A 22,334-nucleotide genomic window follows, 5' to 3' on the forward strand; every position below is an offset into this window, starting at 1 on the left:
ATTTCTCGATGGCATCATATTACATGTGCTGGCCGCGCACGCGGAACTTGCTGAACAGTTACACTTTTCCCGGCGGCCTGGCCAGCACGAACACCAGCGCCGCCACCACGGCCGCCAGTCCGCCAGCCAGGTACAGCACGCTGGCAAAGCCATCGATGAAGGCGTGGCGCGCCGCTTCCTGCGCCACGGCCTGCATCGCGGGCGGCAACTGGCCGAAGGCCTCGGCCGCGTTGCCGGCGACGATGCGGCCGATCATTTCAGGCGAGGCCTTCAAGCCGTGCAGCCACGCCAGCTCGTTGAACGATGCGGCCGTGCGCATGGCCAGCACGGCGCCCAGCGCGCCCACGGCCAGCACGATGCCGACAAAGCGCGTCGTGGTGCTGATGCCGGAACCCATGCCCGTGCGTTCGCGGGGAATGCAGGCAAGGATGGCCTTTTGCGTCGTGCCGTTGAGCAATCCCGCTCCCGCTCCCGTGACGAGCATGCCGGCCGCCACCCAGCCGTACTGCAGGCTGGCGGCGGCCAGGGCCGTGGCCACGTTGCCGACAGCGACAATCAGCAAGCCCGTCACTAAGATGCCGCGGTCGTCCAGGTGGCGCATGGCGCGCGGCGCCAGCCGCGACAGCACCACCATGGCGACGGCAAACGGCAGCATGGCGCAGCCGGCCAGCACGGCGGAAAAACCGAAGGCGTTCTGCAAATACAGGGGCAAAAAGGTCATCATCACTTGCGCGGCGGTGGCGTAGCCGAACATGCCCAGCACGGCGCCGACGAATACGCGCCGGCCAAACAGCGACAAATCGACCATCGGCACGCGCTGGCACCGTTCCACCAGCACGAAGACCAACAGCAGCGCCGCGCCAGCCACAAAGCGCAGCATGGTGGCGCGGCTGGACCAGCCCGCCACGCTGGCGTCGATCAAGCCCCAGATAATGCAGAACAGGCCGGCGGAGAACAGCGGCGCCCCGAGCGGGTCGAAACTGGCGTTGGAAACATCCTTCGACTCGTCCACGTGCTTGCCTACCAACCACATCAGGATGGCGACAACGGGCAGGTTCAGATAAAAAATCCAGCGCCAGTTGATGGCGCTCGTGATCAGGCCGCCCAGCAGGGGCGCCACGGTCATGGCCACGCCCATGGCCGCGCCCCACACGGACCAGGCGCGCGCCCTCTCCTTTTCCGCATGGAAGGTGTGGCCGATGACGGCCAGCGCGGACGTCAGCAGCAGCGCCGCACCGAGTCCCTTGACGGCGCGCGCCACGTTGAGCACGAACGGCGTCCACGCCAGGCCGCACAGCAGCGACGCCAGCGCGAACACGGCCAAGCCGAACAGCATCACCCTGCGCCGTCCCAGGCGGTCGGCGATACTGCCGGCGGGCAGCAGAAATGAGGCGAACGCCAACATGTAGGCGCTGACCACCCATTCCACATCGACGAAGCTGGCGTTCAGCGAACGGGCGATCGACGGCAGCGAGACGGCCACGACGTTGGTGTCGAGCATGATCAGCGCGCAGACGCCCGAGCAGGTATATAAGGTCCAGTTAGTATTCTTCATGCCTCGATTGTAAGCAGGCTTGTATTATTTCCTGTTATAAGACAGCCGCCTTATAATTCACTGATGGTGAATACAGATAAAGACATGGAACTGCGGCATTTCCGCTGCGTGCTGGCCGTCGCGCGCAGCCTGCACTTTGCGCGGGCCGCTGCGGAACTGGGCATTTCGCCGCCCGCGCTGACCAAGCAGGTGCAGGAAACGGAACAGTTGCTGGGCACGCGGCTGTTCCAGCGCAGCAAGCGCGCCGTGTCCCTGACGGCCGCCGGAGAATTGTTCGTCATCGAGGCTGCGCGCGCGCTGGGGCAACTGGCGCAGGCCCAGGAGGTGGCGCGGCGAGCGGGACGGGGCGAACTGGGACGGCTGGAAATCGGCTACGTGGCCTCGGCTGCCTACTCAGGCGTGCTGCAAGGCCAGTTTGTCCGCTTTCGCGCCAGCCACCCCGGCATCCACATCAGCGCGCGCGAATACGCGATGGATGCCCTGCCCGCCTTGCTGGACCAGGGCCGGGTCGACCTGGCCTTCGTGCGCCCGCCCCTGCACTTGCCGGACGGCTTGGACAGCGTGGTCTTGCTGCGCGACCGTTTCGTGCTGGCCGTGCAGGCGGACAGCCCGTCGGCTTTGTTTGATGTGGCGGCGCCGGCCGCGCTGGCACAGCAGGCGTTCATCGTGCCGGAACAGGAATTGGGCACATTGGAAGTGAGCCGGCGCGGCGGTTTTGCGGCGCAGGTGGTGTCGCGCCCGGGCAGCCTGGTGGCCGTGCTGACGGAAGTGTCGCTGGGCGTGGGCTGCGCCATCGTGCCCCATTCCGTGATGGCCAGCGTGCAATTGCCCGGCGTCGTATTCCGCGAGCTGGACGGGCCGCAGATCAGCTCGGAAATCGCCGTGGCCTTCCGCCGCCACGAACAGGCGCCCGCCGCGCGCGCCTTCATTGCCCAGTTGCGCGCGGCGGCACTGGCTTAATCTCGGTTCTTCAATACCGCCACGGCGTAGGTGCAGGCGGTGGCCGTTTCATTGCGGAACACGCAGTCGGCCGGTGGCCCCAGTTCCAGGCAGTCGCCTTCGTCCAGCACGTGGCGGGTCGCCCCTTCGATGAACACGAGGCTGCCGCTGAGCGACCAGATGAGTTGCCGCCGCGACGCATAGGCGGCGGCCGGCATGGCCACCACGGCGCCGGGCGGCAAGGTAATATGCACGAGGTCGAGCGGCATGTCGGACGCGGGCGACACGTGCCGCCGCACATAGCCGCTCTGCGGATCGACCCACACGGGCTGATCAAGCTGGCGCAGCAGGCGCCCCGCGCGCATTTCGGCGCGGGCGATGAGTTCGGACATGCTCAGGTCAAAGGCGCCCGACAGCCGCGCCAGCAAGGTGGCCGTGGGGCTGCAGTCGCCCCGCTCCACCTTGTGCACCATCGCGCGCGACACGCCCGAGCGGGCCGCCAGGTCCGTCAGCGACCAGCCCAGGTTTTCCCGCTCAAGGCGCACCCTGGCGCCGATCCGCTGGTTCAATTCGTCTGGTTTAGTGGACATATTTCAGCTTCCATTCGGATTTTATTGGACAAGGCGTGAGCGGCAATCTATGATTTGTCCATTATAGTAGACGATTAGCAAGGAGAGCAACATGCAGATACGCGATGCCCACGCGGCCGATATCGAGGCCATCACGGCCATCTACAACGATGCCGTCAGCCATACCCTGGCCATCTGGAATGAACGGACGGTCGATGCGGCCAACCGCGCCGCCTGGCTGGCCGACCGCGAAAAGGCCGGCTATCCCGTGCTGGTCGCCATCGATGCGCAAGGAACTGTCGCTGGCTACGCCTCGTTCGGCGACTGGCGCCCGTTCGAGGGTTTTCGGCATACGGTCGAGCATTCCGTGTACGTGCGCGCCGATAGTCGCGGCGCCGGCGTCGGCAAGGCCTTGATGGGGGAATTGATCGCGCGGGCGCGCGGCTTGGGCAAGCACGTGATGGTGGCGGGCATCGAGGCGGGCAATGCCGGCTCGATCGCTCTGCACAAGCAGCTGGGCTTCGCGGAAGTGGGCTTGATGCGGCAAGTCGGCACCAAGTTCGGCGCCTGGCTGGACCTGGCGTTCCTGCAGCTGCAGCTCGACACGCGCAGCGATCCGGACGGCATTGCGCCGCCCGGTTAAGGTCAAACTGACATCAAGGATCGATCTCCGGTGGCGGACGGCGCAGCGCCATATGTTCCCACACGGCCACCAGGACCAGCACGCAGCTGGTGATGCAGGCCAGGGTCAGGGGCGCATACAGCCTTCCGTAGGCCATCGGGATCAGCGCCAGGATGATCAAAATGCCCAGCAGATGCGACAGCGGCGGCGTGGAACGGTCATTGCTCACCCATTTAAATAATGCATTGCCCAGCAGATACAGGATCGGGCCACCCAGCAAGGCGCTGATGCCGGCGAAGCTCGCTTCATCCGGGTGCACGAGGGCCAGTTCATCGGCCACGGCGCTGACGATCACGCCGCCCACGATCAGCACGTGGATATACGTGTAAGCCTTGCGGGCGATGCGGCCCGGATCCTTCGAGTGGGCGATGCGGTGGTGGCCCGCCTCGGCGCCCGTGTCGAAATATATCCACCACATGGCGATGCTGCCCACCAGGGCCGACAAAAAGCCCAGCCAGTTGGCGGCCGTCCATTCCAGCCCGGCGAAGGTGGCGCCCGTCACCAGCAGGGATTCGCCCAGCGCGATGATGACGAACAGGCCGCAGCGCTCGGCCATGTGGCCGCCGTCGACATCCCAGTCGGCCGTCGAGGAGCGGCCCAGGCCAGGAATGCCGAACTGCATCCAGGGACCGGCCAGGTCGATCGCCAGTGCCAGCACCCACCAGAAGATGCGCTGCTCGGGCGACGCGATGCCGCCGGCGATCCAGAAGATGCCGGACAACACGGCCCACAGGGCGATGCGCTGAAAATTGCGGCGGCGCGACAGTTCTTCATGGCGCACGGCCCACCAGGCGAACAGGGGCCGGCCCACCTGCATGGCCACGTAGGCGCCGGCAAAGCCCAGGCCCCGCGTGCCGAACGCTTCGGGAATCGAGGCCGACATGATCAGGCCGCCCAGCATCAGCGCAAACAGGCTGATGCGCACGGGAATGCGCTCGGGGTCGAGCCAGTTGGTGATCCAGGACGTGAAGATCCACACCCACCAGACGGCCATCAGCAGCAGCCCCGTCTGCAGCCAGCCCATGGCGCTCAGATGCGCCAGCAAGCCGTGCGACAGTTGCGTGACGGCAAATACGAACACGAGGTCGAAGAACAGCTCGATCATGCCCACCTTGCCGCTGTCCTGCGCGCCGCGCTGACGCAGCAGGGAAATGCGATTATTCATTTTTTTCCTTGCATAAATATCGGACCGGCGCCCGCGGCACCGGCCAAAACGGCACGATGATAGCAGATGGGGATGGCGGCCATGGCGGCCATGGTGACGCGCTGCGGTCGGCATGCGTTTGCTCTTCCGGCGGAATTTCGCTACGATGGGCCGCATGCGCGGCACACCACCTCCACCATGTTTCAGCTGAATTGGCGCGGCCCCTGGCTGGCTGCCGTGCTGCTGCTATCGCTCGGTGGCGACGCCCCGGCGCTGGCGCGCCAGCTGGCCGAACCGGCCCCCGCGTGCCGGGCACCGCAAACCATGGCGCTGACGGTCAACAGCGACGCCATCGCCACGGCCAGCAACGATATCAATGACAACACCCTGGTGGCGCTGCGCGCCAACGGCACCGCGTACTGGACGGTTTTATTGTCGACAGCGAATATCATGCTGCAACTGGGCGCAGACCGCGGCGATACCATCGTGACATTCCAGAAAGGATTGACCCTGCGTTTCCAGGCACTCGGTCCGCAGCAATATCAAATCCTCATCGATGGCCCCATCCTCGATGACGGCACGCAATACACGCTGACTGGCAAGGTGGTAGCCGTTTTTGAGCGCTGTCCGGCCCTGCCCGCGCCTGCCGCGCAATAAAGCCGCGCATGCCATCTATTTAAATCAATAAACCGTTTATATTCAATTGCATTCCCTATCCGACTTGCATGCCGCCGCGAAAAATGGCCGGCGGCGCATTCCCGCGCAGCGTCCGGAAACCGCATTATTCTTGCCTTCGCGACAATTCGAGAGAATCGCGCAAAAAAATAGGCATAGAATCGCTACTCGTCATGCGCAAGAGCCGGCATGGTTATATTACGAATAGCCGGAAACTACTTTTTTGAATAAGCAAATACGAAATATATTAATCAATTCCGGATTGATTAATATCAAATGTCTTGTCTTTATTTGAAATTGCGTATTGTCCCGCCATATTTTTATGGCATGGTCGCAAAGCCGTCGCAATACCATTTCTACCGACTTACCCAACTGCCCCGAACCTGTCGGCCACGGGGCGCCCACCGCAAGTGCAGGCCGATATCACCTCATGGAGAATGTCATGTCTAACTTACCTCGCGTCGAAGTCACCAACCATACGCTGGCCTCCGGCCAAAGCGTCACCACCAACACCACGCCGAACAGCATCGCGCTGTCCATCGCCAGCGGCGACAGCAACAACCAGACCGGCATCGCTTTCCAGTTCCAGGGCCGCACCACGTACTGGAATCCCAGCGTCACCACGGGTTTCACCACGGCCAAGCTGGCTAGCGACACGGGCAACGGCGTCGTCACGTGGAAAGCCGGCCTGACGGTCACCTACTCGCCGCAAAGCACGGGGCTGTATAACGTGCTGCTCTCCGGCGACATCGTCGACGGCGGCACCGTGTATAGCTACACGGGCTTCGTGCTGGCCACCTTTACCTCCAACTCGCAGTAAGCGGCGGTTCCGCGCCCGCCTGCGGGCGGGCGCTCTGGATGGCCGCCCGCCACCGCATCCAGGCAAGCCGCCTGGCCATCCGACGCCCTTCCGGGCCCACCCGTTGTAAACGATTGCGAAGCCGCGCGGCCGCCATGCCGCCGCATCGCAGCCCGAGTCGCGTCTTGAGTGGAGGTAGTCATGGGTTTCAGTTTCGTCGCCACCGATCCCGCCAGCAAGGTCAGCCTGTATGAATCGCCGCCGCAGCCGGACCATGCGTGGGCCGGCTACCTGCTGCCGCCCGTCGCGCCGCCTGCCACGCCCCCGGACAGCATCAGCTATGCCGACAGCCTGTCGCCGCAGCGCATGGGCGGCTACGTGTTTGCCAGTGGCCGTCCGGCGGCGCTGGACGCGGCGCCCGGCCCCTTCATCGCCGCTCTCGCCGCGTATATCGACCGGCAGTCGTCGGCGCCGGGACTGAACCTGAACGCGCTGCTATGGCTGCGCGACGCCGATGCTGCGCCGGCCGATTCCTTCAAGAACTACGGCTGCAGCTACAGCTATAACCAGCTGACCAAGGGCTTTGCCACCAGCACCAATGTCAATTTCCGGCTGGGACAGGACCTGCTGTTCAACGTGCTGGCCAGCGTCGGCCTGTCCATCGACGCCGTCAGCGGCAGTTTGCGGCTGTCCGCGCCGCTGGCCACGCCGCCGGCGCTGGCCTTCCAGCGCAACGCCAGCGATATCGGCATACGCGTCACGGGCAGCGGCAACACGATCCGCACGTTCGTGCCGCTGACGGGTCCGAATGCGGGCTGCCTGACGTTTACGGCCACCGTCAACCCTGCCGTCACCTTCGGCCCAAGCGGCCTGGCCGTCGGCTTCCCGATGAGCGCGCGCGACACGGCCAGCGGCCAGCTGCAGCAGCTGTTCTACCCGGCGCTGAGCGCGCCCGCCGCCTTGCCGGCCAACCTGGCGTGGGTCGGCACGGTCGACCCGCTCGATCCCTACAATCAGAAGCTGTCCGCCAAGGCCAGGCTGGAAGGCGTATTGCGCTGCGGCTTGCTGCCGGCCGGCCGGCCCGCGTTGCCGTCCACCTACCGCACGGCGCTGGGCCATGCGACGGCCTTGCTGCCGCTGGGCGCTGCCAGCGGGCAGCCGCCCGTGGTCGGCCTGCAGTCGGGCGCCCTGGCCTTTGGCTGCGCCGCGCCGTCTCCCTCTCGGCCCGTTACCAGCAAGGCCCTGCTGACGCCAGCCGGGCGCTTCGGCCTGAGCGCCAGCGGCCAGGCTGTCGGGACGCAGACAAACTTGTTATGCGGCATCTTTGGCTCGGAACAGCTGAGCATGACCACCTATGATGGCGCCTCGCCGGAAAATGACAGTCTGCTGTTCGTGCCCGCCTCACCCGCCTACGCGGCCGTCTTCCCGTTCCAGGCCGCGACCCTGGACTTGCCCGATTCCGGTAATGTAGCCACGCCGCTGACGGCCGATTACCTCAGTTGCTGGGCCAGCGTGCTCAAGGGCGGCGCGGCCATGCCGCAATACCATGCGGAGCCGGCGGGCAGTCCCATGTACGGCCTGCCGCCGGCCGCCCGGGCGGCCGCCTTGCTGCGCGCCGTAGCCGCCGATACCGTGCTGGCCTCGACCCCGCCCTCGCTGCCCGTGCCGCAGGGCGCCGCGCACGCCTTTCCCCTGCTGCCGTATGGCGGCGCCGTCAGCGGCGGCCCGCTGGAGATCAGCGCCTCCCTGCTGTCGAGCTTTGAAAGCAGTATCGTGGCCGCCACGCGCAAGGCCGTCATTTCCAGCGGCGCCAGCGCCACCTGGCAGGCGCGCGCGGCCGCCAGCCACCGCGTGCGCGGGCTGGCTGCCGGCGAGGCGGTGGCGGAAGCGCCGCACTACCGCACCACGCCGCAGGGCGCTGTCGCCACCGTGTCCAGCCAGGAGCAGGACCAGGACGCCTTCCTGTCGGTGACCCTGGGCCAGACCCTGGGCGACGGCGGCCAGATCTTGCCGTTCGGCTTCCGCTTCCCGGACGCTACCTTGCAGGATGCCTTGCAGACCAACCAGCTGTTCCTGGTGGCCGTCAACGCAGCCCACCTGTCGGACGGCGGCGCGCGCTTCGACAATACCGTGGGCATCGCCGGCTGGACCATGCAAGCGCAGGTGGGGCTCGGCGTGACGCCCACGTCCTATCGCAACGTGATGCTGCTCAAGTATTGCAGCGGCAGCGTCAGGGAACGCGTCACCAATCCGAACGCCTGGTCGGGCGCGCCCGATTTTTCGCTGGCCGCCGACGCCGGCCCCGGCGTCCAGGGCATCGCCTACACGGGGCTGTCGCAGTGGCTGCAGGATGTCATCGAAGCGGCCGAGGTGCTGGCGGCGGACAATCCCGAATCGCCGTACCGGCATTTCCTGGAACTGGTCAGCGATCCCGCCTGGACGGGCGTGCTGGTGCTGCAGGCGGATCTGGATCCGTCCAGTCTGCCGGCTGGCCTGCAGGGCATCGCGGCCGGCCTCGACCTGACGCGCTTCGTCGCCCACCATTTCGGCTTCACGGCCAGCCGCGTGACGGTGCATGGCGACGGCAGCATCACCCTCGACGGCAATTCCAGTACATTCGGCCTGGTCGACTACCAGGACCCGGCCTTCGCCGCAGGCCAGCGCAACGGCTTGCCGCCCGATACCCCCATCGCCCTGCCCGACACCGACAACTATGCGTTCCGCGTGCTGCAATTGCAGGTGCTGTTCGACAATGCCGTCATCAAGACCTTCAAGAGCTACGTGCAGCTGGCCGTCAACGAGCTGCTCGGCTCGCCCGTGACGGCCACCACCTTCGGCGGCAATGCGATGCCGAACAACGGCGTGGTACTCGACGGCAGCTATATCGACCAGAATGGCACCGGCATCTACATCTTCGAGCAAGCCACGCCGTCGATATTCAGCCTCGACAGCAACCTACTGTGCCACGTGGCTTTCCAGCGCATCCAGTTCAACTGCCTGGGCACCATCGATGCGGGCGCGACCGTGCTGAACCGCTTTTCCGTCTGGGGCACGCTGGACTTCGCCAGCCTGGACGACCGCACGGGCGCCGTGCTGGATCTGCTGTCGTTCGGCGCGCTGGCGCCGGACCTGCCGCCGGACGGCGAAGGCCTGGCCTTTTCCAACCTGGTGATCGACATGCGCTATCCGCAGACGACGCCGTCGGCCGTGCGCTTTGACGAGGTGACGGCCAACCTGGCCTACGACCTCGACGCCAGCCAGGCCAGGCCGGACAGCCTGTTCAAGGGCTTCGGCCTGGAACTGTCGGGCTTTATCGCTGCCGCCGATGGGCAGAAACCGGCCGATTTCGGCTTCCTGCCCGTCAGCACGGCACTGAACCTGAGCACGCTCGACGGGCCCTGGCACGGCGTCGTGTATGACGTCACCATGGGCGGGCCGGGCGCGCTCGTCTCGGCCGCCGGCTTCCATTCGACCCTGCTGCTGGCCTGGTCGCCCGCCAGCACCGCCGGCGACGACGAGCAAGCCGTCTTCGTCGGTCTGTCGCTGCCCGGCGCGGCGCCGGGCGCCAGGCTGATCAGCCTGCAAGGCATCTTCAAGCTGGCCATCGACAATATCGGGCTGATGCGGCAAAAAGTGCCCGACGGCGACTCCTACTATTATTGCCTGCGGCTCGACAATATCGCCATCAAGTTCCTCGGCATTGCCAAGCTGCCGCCCGACGCGAACATCCAGTTCTTCCTGTTTGGCGACCCGAAGAATACGGGCAGCCTGGGCTGGTATGCCGCGTACATCGCCGATGCGGCCGCCCGGCAGGAGCAGGCACTGGCCGCGCTGCCATTGCCAGCCATTTCATTGGGGAGCGCAGCATGACCAACGTCGTGTACTGGAATATCGAGAACTTCGGCATCAACAAGGTCAACAATCCCAGCCGCAAGCGGCCCCGCTATGGCGAAGGCGGCCGCTGCGGCGGTAACCTGCCGGCCGTGGCCGCGCTGCAGCGCCGCAACCACATCCTGACCATCCTGCGCGCAACGCAGCCCGATATTTTCGTCCTGATCGAGGTGTCGGCCAGCGCGGCCGGCGTCGGCGACCTGGCGCCCGCCACTGGCGGCCTGCAGGGCGCGATCTTCCTGCTGCAACAGCTGCGCAGCGACCCCGCCGACCCCAACCGCGATGCCTGGCGCATGGTGCCGCCGCTGAAAGTGGGCACGGGCGGGCGCACGGAATCGGTCGCCGTGCTGTACCGCGGCATATCGGGCACGGCTGGCACGGCCACGGAAGTGCGGCGCTATTTCACGGGGCCGAACGTGTGGACGGGCGGCGGCGTGTCGGCTGTGGCGGCCGGCGCCGTGCCCGCCGCCTATCCGGCCGGGGGGCCCGGCGCGCCCAACATCCAGGATTTTCTCAACCCGCAAGGCCAGCAGGCGCGCACCATCCCGGCCGGCGCGCAGTACAACGGCGGCCTGGCCGAGGGCATGGCAGCGGCGCGCATCGCCTTCGCGCCCGCGCCGGCGCCGGCCGCGCCGCCCGTCGTTAGCGGACTGGTCAATTTCAACGGCTTGCGCCAGCCCTTCATGGTCAGTTTCGTGGAAACCAACCAGGCCAACGTCATCACGCGCAACCTGACCCTGTTTGCCGTGCATGCGCCGCCCAACCACGGCGGCGCCACCAATTTCATCAATATCCTGCTGCGCGGCGTGAACGACGTGGCGGCGGCGCCTGCCGGCCCGCCGCACAATGAAATCAAGCTGATCTGCGGCGACTTCAACCTGAACGCCATCTACGCGCAGCCGCCCGGGGCGGGCGGGCGGACCACGGCCTACGACCAGTTGCGCGCGATTAAATACGTGCCGCTGCTGGACCCGCCGCCGGCCATGCCGGTGGCAGCGAACCTGACGCTGGACGCGTATCAGGGCTACCTGGCCACGCATATCCGCCCCAAGCGCACCAAGCCGCAGCTGACGCAGCAATCGCGCTTCCTGTGGTCCGACAATACGGCCGGCGGCGCGCTGCTGGCGGCCCCGTATCCGGGCTATAACTATATCGGCAGCGATATGGTGAGCAACTTTTTCTCGATCGACAATATGCTCGTCAACCCGCTGGTGCTGGCGAATAACTACCAGTTCACGGTGATGAATCCCGTGTCGGGCACGCCGTTCACGCTGGTGGGCGGCATGCCAGCGGGCGTGCCCATCGGCACGCGCCCGCTGGCCGCGCAATTTCCGAACTTGCCTGTTGGCATGGCCTGGCCGCAATCGCCGGCGGCCGTGTATGCCGTAGGCCAGGCGCGCACGCTGAATGGCTGGGCCAATTACGGCTACCTGCGCAGCACCAGCGACCACCTGGCGCTGTTTGCCGTGCTGTAGACAGAGCGTCCGGGCGGGTGCGAGCGTCCGCCCTGGACATCATGACTGATTCAAGGAGCAAGTTCGTATGGCCACCACAGATACCGCGCTGGAAAACCTGCAGCAAGCCATCGTCAACGCCGCCAGCAGTGGCCCGTTCGCCCTCGATGCCGCCTTCCTGGAAGCGGGCCTGGCCGACCCGGACGTCGCGCCGCCCGAAAAATTCGACGCCATCATCGGCCAGGCATTCCAGATCGACGCGGCACAGTTCCTGATCAGCTGCGCGGTAGCCGACGTGGGCGCCGTGAGCGACGGTGTCTTTACGGTCAGCAAGGCAAGCCTGCCCTTTATCGGCGGCCTGCTGCAAACTCCGGCCACGCTGGTGTTTTCCACGCAGCCGGCCGCCGCGCGCACGCCGGGCGAGAACGGGGATGACGACGGGGATGATGCAGCCGTGCTGGTGGTGCAGGTGGCCGCCAGTCCCGCCGACTGGAACTGGGATAGCAGCTTTCCCTTTATGGGCGGCTGGCCATTCAGCGAGTTGCCGCTGTCGGGCGCGCTGCTGGTGTTTTCCAGCGCCGACGGCGTCTATCCATGGGGCGGCGACAGCACGCTGTCCGTCACGGGCGGCGCCAAGCAGAACCTCAGCGCCAGTGTGGCCCTGCCCGCCTTTGTGACGCCATTTCTGGAACTGTTTTCCGACCTGGCGGCGCCGCCGGGCAAGCTGCAGATCGGCGGCTACCTGGACATGGCGCTGTACGACGGCAAGACGTTCGAACTGGGCGGCCTGATGCCCAGCGGCGTGCTGTCGGCCACGCTCAGCGAGCTCGACTGCACCTTCGCCGGCTACCTGCGCGTGGCTGCGCCCAGCCTGACCGTGACGATCCCGCCGCCCGTCGATGCGCCGCCGCCCGACGCCCTGCTGCTCGACGGCGGCATGCAGCTACTGCTGGGCGGCGCCGGCGAAGGGGCCGACGAGGAAGCGGCCGACGGCGACCAGGCCGCCACGCTGGCCCTGACGGCCACGCTCAGCGTGGAAGGCGCGGGCGCCACCGACTACACGCTGTCGCTGCTGCTGCAGCCATCGAACGCCAATGGCGACGGCAACTACGTGGTCAGCCTGGAAGCGGGCAGCGACGGGCAGCCCCTCAGTCCCGGTGCCGCCATCAGCCTGATCGGCGGGGGCGCCAGCTATTTCCGCGCCACCCCGGCCGTGCTGCAGGAGTTCCTGACCTCGTTCGGCCTCGGCGGCATGACCATCAGCGGCAGCCTCCCGCCCAAGGCGGCGCCCACGGTAGACCAGGTCACGCTGCAGCTGCGCAGCGTGCGCGATCTCAGCTGGCAGCCTATCCCGGCGCCCACGCCAGCGCTGAGCTTTACCGTCACCTCGTTCTTCCTCGACTGGACGGCTTACCAGCCGCTGGCGAGCAAGGCCAGCGGAAAGTCGCGCTATGAATACCTGTTCGGCACCACCTTCACCCTGTTGCCCACGGTATTTCGCAATCTCGACGGCACGCCGGGCGGCGAATTCGACGTGCAGTTCAACTCGGCGCAGCTGTTCCAGGCCAGCTTTCCCGGCAAGGCCACGCTGTCGGACTTCCTGTCCGTCGTCTCGAACGGCCTCGTCAGCCTGCCTGACAGCATCCAGGCCGAGGTGTCGAATATTGTGCTGAGCATAGACGGCGCGGCCCAGTCCTTCGCGTTTTCCAGCGACTACGCCATCAGCCTGTCCTTCCTGACGGTGGGCGGCGCGCCCATCCTGAGCATTTCGGACGGCCAGATCAGCCTGTCGGGCATCAGCGCCACGGTGGCCGCGGACAAGCAGGAAGGCGCGCTGGCCCTTGTCGAGGCCGGCAATGCGGGCGCCGGCACGGCCTGGGCCGGGTCCATTTCCGGCTTGCTGGGCGTGGGCGCCAGCCTGCAGGCGGCCGTCAGCGTGGCCTACAGCAGTCAGGAAACGCCGCCCCGCTGGACCCTCTCCGCCTCCCTCGCGCAAGAACTCGACGTGGGCGAGATGATCAAGCAATTCTTTGCCGCCGGCGGCATCTATGATTTCCCCCTCTTCTTGCCGGGCAACCTGAAGATTTCCGCGTTCGCCATCGAAGCGGTCATTCCTAGCGGCAAGCCCAGCACGGACCTGGCCACCAGCTACACGGTCGACACGACGTTTACCTGGCTGTTCATGCTTGGCCAGCAAGAGATCGGCTTGCAGAAAGCCACGCTTTCGGTGCAGTATGACGGCGCCAAGCCGGCCGCGCAGCAATTCTCGGGCAAGGCCGATGCCGTATGGATCTATACCGCCATCAATCTGAAACTGGGCTTCGGCTATGCCTTCCAGCCGACGGACAAGGGGCCGAACCACACGCTGTACGTGAGCTGGGAAGGCTTTACGGCAACCTATACCAGCGGCAACGAGATGCTCAGCTTCACCCTGGCGGGCTGGTCTCTGGGCAGCCTGATCCAGGCGCTCGTGCGCACGCTGGGCGATCCATATTTCGTGCTGCCGTCGCCCTGGGACTTGCTGAACCAGGTCACGCTGGATGGCCTGTCCATCAACGTGTCGCTGAAAACCGGCGAAAAGAACCGCCTCAGCGCCACCTACACGCTCAGTTCCCCCCTCAACCTCGGCTTCATCGTCATCCGCAGCATCGTCTTCAAGCGCAATACGGACGGCAAGGTGACCCTGGCGCTGGACGCCACCGTGCCGCCATTGCTCAAAGGCAGCATGGGCGACTTGCTGGACCCGAACAAGGGGCAGGACGTGGAAGAAATGCCCAGCGTGCCGGGCGCCGGTTCCAGCTATTTCAAGGTCTTCCTGCTGATGCTGGGCCAGCGCGTGGCCATCAACGGCGCGTCCGACTTCAGCTCGACCAAGGCCGTCATCGACGCGCTGGCCGGCGTGCCGCCCACCACGGGCAAGAACAATCCCGTCAACCCGGGCAGCGGCGTGCAGGGCCAACCATATTACCAGCCGGACAGCAACTGGCTGATCGCCGCGCATTTCGGCGTGCTGCAGACAGCCGGCGTGTGGGCCGTCGACGTACAGATCGTCTTCAACGATCCCAACCTGTACGGCTTGCGCCTGACCCTGGGCAGCCCCAAGATGGGCGGCCTGGCCGGCCTGGTGGTCGATATCCTGTACAAGAAAATCAGCGACGACGTGGGCCTGTTCCAGATCGACTTCACCTTCCCCGACAGCATACGCAACCTGAACTTCGGCGCCGTCAGCGTGGTGCTGCCGATGATAGGCATCAAGATCTACACGAATGGCGATTTCCTGATCGACATCGGCTTTCCCTACAATATGGACTTTACACGCTCGTTCAGCTTTAGCGCCATCGTCTACGGCGTGCCGGTGATGGGCTCGGGCGGCGTGTATTTCGGCAAGCTGTCGAGCGCGACGGCAACGCAGGTGCCGAAAACCGATCTCGGCTATTTTAATCCCGTCATCGTCTTCGGCCTGGGCCTGCAGCTGGGCCTGGGCTACAACTTCGTCAAGGGGCCGCTGAAAGCCGGCTTCGCGCTGACCGTGTTCGGCATCATCGAAGGCGTAATCGCCACCTACCATCCGTACGACCGCAGCAACGCCGTCGCGCTGGCCAACGCCGGCGCGTCCGGCAGCGTTCAGGACAGCAGCTACTTCAAGCTGACGGGCACGTTCGGCGTGATCGGCATGCTGTACGGCGAAGTGGACTTGAAGATCATCAGCGCTTCGCTGCTCGTCAATATCACCGTATCGGTGCAGATCGGCTACGAATCCTACCGCGCCATCCCCCTGTCCGTGACGGCCTCGGTGCGCATCAGCCTGCGCGTCAAGATCGACCTGGGCATCTTCAGCTTCACCATTTCCGTGGGTTTTTCCGCCACCGTCAGCGCGCAATTCCGCATCGGCAGCGACAGCCGCGCGCCGTGGGATGGCGGCGGCGCGCTGCGCCTGGAAAGCCTGGCGCGGGGGCGCGCGCGCACCTTGCCGATGGAACTGCAGGCCGCCATGCTGCGCGCCGGGCCGCGCCGCCAGCCGCGACGCGTGCTGCGCACCGATGCCAAGCCGGTGCTGCAACTGGTGACGGCGCCGCAATTCACGGTGCTGGCGCCGCAGGGCGCCACCGCCAACAGCGCGCAGCAAGGCGCGTTCGTCTGCCTGTTCGCCATGGATGCGCCGGACCCGGCCGCCGGCGGCGCGGGCACAGGCACGACCTCGTTCGACCTGCTGTGCAAGGCGTATTTCCCGTGGCTGCTCGACACGTTGCAGCCGGCGGCGCGGGCCGACGGCGCGGCGCTGGACCTGGCTGCCGCCGCGACTGCCAGCGTGACGCTGGAGCAGCTGGTGGCGGGCATCCAGGTGCTGGCCGACCCCGCCATGCAGCCATTCGGCATGGGCGACCTGCTGCAATTTCTCGCCGACAGCTTCATCGTGAACATCAGCGCGCCGGGCGCCAATATGGACGGCGCCACGCTATTCCCCCTGTTCGACGGGCTGCGGCTGGACGTGCCCGCCCCGCAAGGCGGCACCGGCACGCAAGCGATCGACCTCGAGACCTACGCGACGGCGACGGAACAGTACCGCAGCACGGTGGCCGGCGTGCTGCGCCAGGTGGCCGCCAAGGTGGGCAAGGCGCCCGCCAGGCCCGCGCTGCTGGCGCAGGACGACGCTGGCGCCGAATCGATGGCAGCCTTCATCTTCGTCGACGTCTTCAGCCTGATCGGTCGCGCGCTGCTGCAATCGGCCATCGATGCCTTCGACAATTACAGCTATGCGCTGCAGCCCGGCGACAGCATCGCCAGCATCGTCGCCGCCTTCAACCTTGCCGGCAACGCCATCGATGCGGACGACGTGTCGCTGCCGAATGCCACGTATCCGCTGAACGGCGCGCTGCCGCTGCAGGTCGGCGGCCTGTCCGCCGTGATCCAGGCCGGCGATACGCTGGCGGCCATCGCCGCCCGCTACACGGATCCGGCCGGCGCTGGCGGGCGCTGGCAAACCACCGCGGCCCAGCTCATCGGCGCGAATGCGGCGCCGCGTGCGCTGCGCACGGGCGTGACCCTGGTCTTCGACTTCGGCGCCGGCACCGTCAGCCACGTCACCGCGCCCGGCGACAGCTTCGGCGCCATCGCCGCCGCGCTGGACGTGCCGCTGGCCGCCCTGGCGCAGCAGGCATCGCTGTATGCGCGCGCCGACCTGCTGCTGCCGACGGCCATCCTCGCCGTGCCGCCGCTGGCGTATGCCTCGGTTGCCGGCGATACCCTGGCCGGCATCGCCAGCCGCTTCGCCGCCACGGCCGCCGGGCTGGGACGCGACAATGCCGGCGTCGCCAATCTGTTCGCCGCGGCCCCGGGCCGGCTGGCCATTGCCCGCCTCGACGCCTTGCCGCTGGAGCAGCTGTGGAACGGCGTGCAGGCGAGCGGCGCCGTGGCCCAGGCCGCCGGCCAGGTCGCGCGCTTCATCACCTATGGCTTGCGCCTGCCGGTGGCGCCGGGCCTGAGCCTGTCGCCATCCTTCCTGTATAGCAAGACGCAGACCGACTACGCGCTGTACCAACTGACGGGCCAGCAATTTCCCACGCCCGCCAGCGCCGCCGGCGGCTACCGCATCGGCCTGGGACGCAATGCCATTTCGCATGGCGTCGCCCTCGATTTCATCACCTTCGCCGGCGCGCCCGGTACCAGCCTGCCCATCGACCTGGACGCCGCGTACGGCCTGCTGTCGGGCGTGCTGGCGTATGCGCAGGCGGGCAGCTTCGCGCCGTCGCCTGCGCTGGACATCCTGCCGCTGGCTTCCTTGCAGCCACGGCAGTTTCCTGCGGCAGGCTACGCCGCCTGGATCACCGCCGACCTGGCGCGCCTGACGGCCGTGACGTCCGGCGCCGCTGAAGCGGCGCGCGCCGCCAGCCAGGCCGCGCCCGCGCCGTATCTGTGGCAATTGCCTGACGCCATGCTGGCCAGCATCGCCCAGCGCCAGGATACGCTGCAGGCGCTGTACACCCAGGCGCAATACGCGGACATGCTGGCCCTGATGCCCGCCTATCGTCCCCGCATCGGCAACACGCCGCCCAACAGCAGCAGCACGGTGTTCCAGGACTTGAGCGCCTATGCCTACGCCACGCGCGTGGACTTCCAGATCACGCGCATGCCGGCCGCCACCGTGGCCACCAACGACGCCAGCGGCACCGCGCTGGCCAGCGCCGCCACCCTGGCCCACGTCTACGAGCTCGTGGGACCGTCGGCCGCCGATGCCCAGCGCCTGCAATACCTGCTGAGCGGCATGGCCGCCGTGGGCGAAACCCTGGTGGCTGGCCTGTTCCTGCTGTATAGCGAAGGCGGCAGCGACCAGGTGGCGCTGACGGGCCAGGCCGATGCCGACTACCTGTGCTTCCTGACGCAAACCAATCTGTCCACGGAAAGCCATCCGCCGGCCAGCCGCATGCTGCTGGATGCGGCGCAGACGGTCTTGCCGCGCGGCATAGCCAACAGCCCCTCGCAATTCATCAAGCTGCTGTGGGAGCAATCGGTGGTGCGCGGCGGCGGCTACTATCTGTATTTCGAGGACATGGTGTCGGGCGCCGGCCTGCCCCCATCCGTCTTCGACGCCACGGGCACGGCCACGCTGACCCTGGTGGTTCCGCTGGCGCGCCCGGCTGCGGGTGCCGCCGACACCGTGCCGAACTTCGTCAACGCCCTGCTGACGACGCAGGCGATCGATCCGCAGCAGGACGTGCTGGTGTTCGAATCGCTGAGCAAGCCGGCCAGGACCCAGCCTTTGGCCCTGGCGGCCACGAGCACCCTGGCCGCCCTGGCTGCCACGTATGGCATGGGTGTGGGACAGCTGGCGCGGCAAAACGCCGTGCGGCCGCTGCGCGCCGGCGCCAGCGTGCCCGTGGCCGGCATCCTGCACCAGCTGAATCAGCAAGACATGGCCGCGCCCGCACAAGCGCTGGCGCAGCTGGCCGCGTATTACTCGGCCGGCGCCACCCCGCTGAGCGCGGCGCAGATCGCCGCCTACAATCCCGGCGTGACGGTGGCGCTGGGCGCGACCATGCGCATTCCGCCGCTCGTCTATCGCGTGCCAGCCACGGCTGACGCTCCCGGCAATACCTTCGCCGCCCTGGCCGCCTACTATGGCTTGTCGGTGGACGCCCTGGCTCTGGGCGCGGCCGCCACCGCAGGCCTGTACGCCGATGGCGCCGTGCTCGACGTCGACAGCCTGGCCTTCGATGCGCAAGCGACCTTGGCGCCGGGCAACCTGTCGTTCCAGCTCAAGCGAGCCAACGACGGCGTGCCCGTGCTGCCGCCCGATCCCACGCCGCAGCAACAGCAGCAATATGCGCAGGCGACCCTGTCTGCGCTGTACAACACGCTGTCGGCCGGCCTGGGCGCCAACCCGTATTTCCTGCCCAGTCCCTACAGCCTGCCCTTCGGACCGCAGGACCATGCGAACGACAGCGACGGCGATGGCGGCGACGATGGCGAAGCCCACCGCCGGCGCTATGCGGCCGCGGCCCTGGCCGATTACGACTACCGCCAGGCGCTGGGCTACCTGGGCAACAACAGCCAGGGACGGCCGTTCGCCACGCTCAATGCGGCGCCTGCCAATCCGCCGGCCGGCCTGCCGCCCGCAGCCGACAATCCCTACCTGGGCGTGGGCGGCCATGCGTCGCTGGCCATGCGCTGGCAAGACCTGTTCGGCAACACCACCGTCACGCCGTTCGAGGCGCCGCCAGCCGGCTACACGGGTGCGCTGGACCAGGCCCCCGCCGCGTTGCGCTACACGGATCGCCTGCTGGGCCTGTCCGCCTGGCCGAAAGTCCAGGCCAGCTACCTGTATGACACGGATGCGGGCGGCGCGCCCGCGCTGCTGCTGACCTTGCGCATGGATGGCCTGGCCTATGCCACGCCAGCCGACGCGGCGCAAGACTTGCCCACCTACCAGCGCCTGTACTTCCAGCTGCACCAGGACTATACGGGCCTGGGCGTGCCCGGACTGAGCGGCAATGCGGTGAGCATCTCCCTCAGCAACTCCCTGCTGGCCACGCCGCTGCAGCCGCTGGGCGAGGCCCAGTCGCGGCAGGTGCGCGACTTCGTCGCCGCCTGCGCCATCTACTTGCAGGTCCTGGCCGGCGGCGGCAGCGCCACGGCGCCCGCCGCCACGCTGTCGGTGCCGGTGCCGCTGGCGCAACTGGCCAGCGTCAACCGCATCGCGCTCGACGTGGCACTGGTGCTGACGCGCCAGGCCATCCTGCTCGACCCCGTGCTGGCGGCCCTGCCGGACGGCGCCAGCGTGGTCAGCGCCGTGCTGCCGCAGGCCGACACGAATGGCGGCGCGTCCAGCTACACCACGTTTGCCAAGGCGCTCGAAGCGTGCCTGAAGACGCCGCAATGGTCGATGCGCGCGGGCGCGGGGCTGACGCGCGTGGGCAGCGCCGGCCAGCAGACGCAGCAGTTGTTCGCCGTGCGTTTCAGCGACACGCCCGGCCAGGGCATCCATTTCCGCCTGGGCCAGCAGGCCAGCTACTACGCGCCGTTGCCCGTCGCCAATTCGCTGGAAAGCCGCACGGTCAGCATCGACGCCTATCCGAGCAATACGCCGCATGCGCTGACGCTCAATAGCGTCGACCTGAACCTGTGGCTGCAAAGCTGTCTCGACGCCATCGACAAGTTCCTCTCGGCCACCTATGCGCCGCCCGCCTACATTCTCGATCGCCTCAACGGCATCGCCGATCCGCTGCAGAGCGGCCAACTGGGCCTCGTACTCAAGGCGAAGCAGACGCTGGCCGACGCCATCAGCGCCACAGTCAGCCCCGTGCTCAGCAGCAGCGCGGCGGACGAGGCCACGCGCGTCAGCGCGGCCGCCACCATGCGACAGCAGTTGCTGACCACCCTGGGGCCGGCCTTTGCCGCCGGCGCCGTGGTGGTGTACGGCGTGGACCAGGTCACGGGCGCGGACGGCAAAGACAAGGATGGGCCGCCCGCGCTGTACGGCCAGCCCGCCGGCGCCGGCACAGCCGACGGCGCGGTCGGTGACGGCAACCAGAACTACACCTTGTTCCCGACCCGGCTGCCTTTGCCAGGCACGGCCGCGCCAGACCAGAGCCGGCTGTCATTCAACTTCATCTCGAAGAATGTCGAAGGCCAGGCCTATGTGCCGCTGGACTTGCGCTATCAGATCACGCACATGGAATTCGACCAGCAAGCCGTGCCCGGCATCGAAAACTACATGCAAAGCCAGTGGCTGCTGTTCATTACCGGTCCGTTCGAGGTACCGCTGGGCAATGGCACGCAATATATCCCCGTGCTGAACCGTGCCCTGCCCGTGCCGCCCACGGTCAACCGGCAGACCGCCACCGCGTCCGCCGCGCCGCAGGCCGGTCGCATGCGCCTGGCCGCCGCTGGCTTGCAGCCGGCCCAGCTGGCCCAGTGGGATTACGGCTTCAGCTATACCTATCGCCAGGCGGCGCAGGATGCCGTGCACGTCAGCGTCGTGCTCAACGTACCGCCGCAGACGGCCAGACTGTACGCGGCGGCCGGTCCCGACCTGTTCACGGCGCTGGCCGCCTTCGTCAGCAATTATCCGCTCATTTCGGCTGACCTCGACGCGTTCCTCGCGCCCCTCGATGGCAAGCAGGACACGGCCGATAGTATCGCCAAGGCAACACAGGCCACCACTGCCTTCCAGCAGCTGGTGACCCAGGTGGCAGCCAGCTATGGCCAGCATTTCGGCGCAGCGCAGCTGGCGGCGGCGCAAGGCGAGACCAGCGTGGCCGTGGAATTCGACGCGCGCCTGGAAGACCATGGCGGCGACGCCTGGTATGCGCTGCTCAATGTCACCGTTGGCGGCGCGCCCGCCACCTACGACCCGCTGACCGGCACCCTGAGCAACGGCGCCGTCAGCGTGCCCGTGCCCGTGCTCGACATCGATGCGCAGCAGTACCGGGCCACGCCGGCCACGCCCACGCCGCCCGATGCGCTGCTGGCCTACCGCTACGCGGCCATCGCCGCCGACGCGCCCGACCTGTCGTTTGCCGCCGCGCTGGCTAATACCGGCCGCGAGGTGCGCATGCCGGGGCTGAACGTGATGGTGTACAAGAACGCCCAGGCCTCGCTGTACGTGCAGCGCAACCGCTACCTGTGCCCGCCCAGCCAGACGCAGGTGTCGACCATGCAGGCCTTCCTGTACCAGACGCCGGTCGTCAAGTTCAGTGACCCCATCCTGCCACGCCTGAGCTGGCAAGGCTATGATTTGCGGCAAGTCGCACCGGTGGGCGGCAGCGACGTGGCCGCCTACATGAGAGGCTTCTTCAACGCCCTCTTCACGGGCGCCTCGGGCAGCGTGCGCATCGCCATGGATGGCAGCTATTCCTACAGCGTGATGCCGGCCGTGGCGGGCTTCCCCCGCACCTCGCTGCCGGTCAGCCTGTTGCCGGCCGTGCTCGCGCCCATCGATGCGGCCCAGCCTCCCGCCGCGCCGATGGCGCTGGTGGCCCAGGTGCAGCAATGGTATGACAAGCAGCAGCCGACCACGGGTGGCGGCGCCGCCATGGATTTCCGCCTGAGCTTCTTTACGGACGGCGCGCCCGAGCAACTGCTGCTGTCGCTCGAAGACGTGCGCTGGGTGGTGCGGCCCTGACGCGG

At 67.2% G+C, this 22,334-nt stretch carries 10 protein-coding genes; 7 read left to right on the plus strand and 3 right to left on the minus strand.

The genetic code is table 11. From position 1 onward, the window contains the following. Positions 1–58 precede the first annotated feature (58 nt). Complete coding sequence (locus tag SJI03_RS09155; RefSeq protein ID WP_322426931.1) at positions 59–1,555, minus strand: MFS transporter; 1,497 nt, start codon at positions 1,553–1,555, stop codon at positions 59–61. Between the two features lie 84 nt (positions 1,556–1,639). Here SJI03_RS09155 and SJI03_RS09160 point away from each other — a divergent pair, with 84 nt between their 5' ends. Beyond that, positions 1,640–2,515 carry a LysR family transcriptional regulator gene (locus tag SJI03_RS09160; protein WP_322426932.1) on the plus strand — a complete coding sequence of 292 codons (876 nt, stop codon included), beginning with the start codon at positions 1,640–1,642 and terminating at the stop codon, positions 2,513–2,515. On the opposite strand, the gene SJI03_RS09165 is transcribed toward SJI03_RS09160, so the two are convergent. Beyond that, positions 2,512–3,084 carry an XRE family transcriptional regulator gene (locus tag SJI03_RS09165; protein WP_322426933.1) on the minus strand — a complete coding sequence of 191 codons (573 nt, stop codon included), beginning with the start codon at positions 3,082–3,084 and terminating at the stop codon, positions 2,512–2,514. The genes SJI03_RS09160 and SJI03_RS09165 overlap by 4 nt on opposite strands. 91 nt (positions 3,085–3,175) lie before the next feature. On the opposite strand from SJI03_RS09165, the gene SJI03_RS09170 reads away from it, so the two are divergent. Continuing rightward, positions 3,176–3,706: an N-acetyltransferase family protein gene (locus tag SJI03_RS09170; RefSeq protein ID WP_322426934.1), complete on the plus strand. Its 531-nt coding sequence runs from the start codon at positions 3,176–3,178 to the stop codon at positions 3,704–3,706. Between the two features lie 13 nt (positions 3,707–3,719). Here the strand turns inward: SJI03_RS09170 and SJI03_RS09175 are convergent, their stop codons facing one another. Continuing rightward, positions 3,720–4,910, minus strand: coding sequence for a low temperature requirement protein A (locus SJI03_RS09175; RefSeq protein WP_099376790.1), 1,191 nt, complete (start codon positions 4,908–4,910; stop codon positions 3,720–3,722). A 177-nt stretch (positions 4,911–5,087) separates the two neighbouring features. Here SJI03_RS09175 and SJI03_RS09180 point away from each other — a divergent pair, with 177 nt between their 5' ends. The 5 genes from SJI03_RS09180 (at position 5,088) to SJI03_RS09200 (ending at position 22,329) form a co-directional block, all read left to right on the plus strand. Beyond that, positions 5,088–5,546, plus strand: a complete 459-nt coding sequence (locus SJI03_RS09180) for a hypothetical protein (RefSeq protein WP_158301098.1) — start codon at positions 5,088–5,090, stop codon at positions 5,544–5,546. Positions 5,547–6,006: 460 nt separating this feature from the next. Beyond that, positions 6,007–6,384 (plus strand): hypothetical protein, encoded by a 378-nt coding sequence (locus tag SJI03_RS09185; protein ID WP_077404342.1) that lies wholly within the window; start codon positions 6,007–6,009, stop codon positions 6,382–6,384. Between the two features lie 180 nt (positions 6,385–6,564). Beyond that, a complete protein-coding gene (locus SJI03_RS09190) occupies positions 6,565–10,233 on the plus strand; it encodes a hypothetical protein (protein ID WP_322426935.1) in 3,669 nt (1,222 codons plus the stop codon). Next, positions 10,230–11,729 (plus strand): hypothetical protein, encoded by a 1,500-nt coding sequence (locus SJI03_RS09195; protein WP_322426936.1) that lies wholly within the window; start codon positions 10,230–10,232, stop codon positions 11,727–11,729. The genes SJI03_RS09190 and SJI03_RS09195 overlap by 4 nt, the downstream gene beginning before the upstream one ends. Before the next feature lie 67 nt (positions 11,730–11,796). After that, positions 11,797–22,329 carry a LysM peptidoglycan-binding domain-containing protein gene (locus SJI03_RS09200; protein WP_322426937.1) on the plus strand — a complete coding sequence of 3,511 codons (10,533 nt, stop codon included), beginning with the start codon at positions 11,797–11,799 and terminating at the stop codon, positions 22,327–22,329. Positions 22,330–22,334: the final 5 nt, after the last annotated feature.

Origin of the sequence: Janthinobacterium sp. GMG1, assembly GCF_034427795.1 — a bacterium.
Lineage (GTDB): Bacteria > Pseudomonadota > Gammaproteobacteria > Burkholderiales > Burkholderiaceae_D > Janthinobacterium.

Coding starts and splice junctions, on each gene's coding strand:
- SJI03_RS09155 (WP_322426931.1), bottom strand. CDS start 1,555: ATGAAGAATACTAACTGGACCTTATATACCTGCTCGGGCGTCTGCGCG.
- SJI03_RS09160 (WP_322426932.1), top strand. CDS start 1,640: ATGGAACTGCGGCATTTCCGCTGCGTGCTGGCCGTCGCGCGCAGCCTG.
- SJI03_RS09165 (WP_322426933.1), bottom strand. CDS start 3,084: ATGTCCACTAAACCAGACGAATTGAACCAGCGGATCGGCGCCAGGGTG.
- SJI03_RS09170 (WP_322426934.1), top strand. CDS start 3,176: ATGCAGATACGCGATGCCCACGCGGCCGATATCGAGGCCATCACGGCC.
- SJI03_RS09175 (WP_099376790.1), bottom strand. CDS start 4,910: ATGAATAATCGCATTTCCCTGCTGCGTCAGCGCGGCGCGCAGGACAGC.
- SJI03_RS09180 (WP_158301098.1), top strand. CDS start 5,088: ATGTTTCAGCTGAATTGGCGCGGCCCCTGGCTGGCTGCCGTGCTGCTG.
- SJI03_RS09185 (WP_077404342.1), top strand. CDS start 6,007: ATGTCTAACTTACCTCGCGTCGAAGTCACCAACCATACGCTGGCCTCC.
- SJI03_RS09190 (WP_322426935.1), top strand. CDS start 6,565: ATGGGTTTCAGTTTCGTCGCCACCGATCCCGCCAGCAAGGTCAGCCTG.
- SJI03_RS09195 (WP_322426936.1), top strand. CDS start 10,230: ATGACCAACGTCGTGTACTGGAATATCGAGAACTTCGGCATCAACAAG.
- SJI03_RS09200 (WP_322426937.1), top strand. CDS start 11,797: ATGGCCACCACAGATACCGCGCTGGAAAACCTGCAGCAAGCCATCGTC.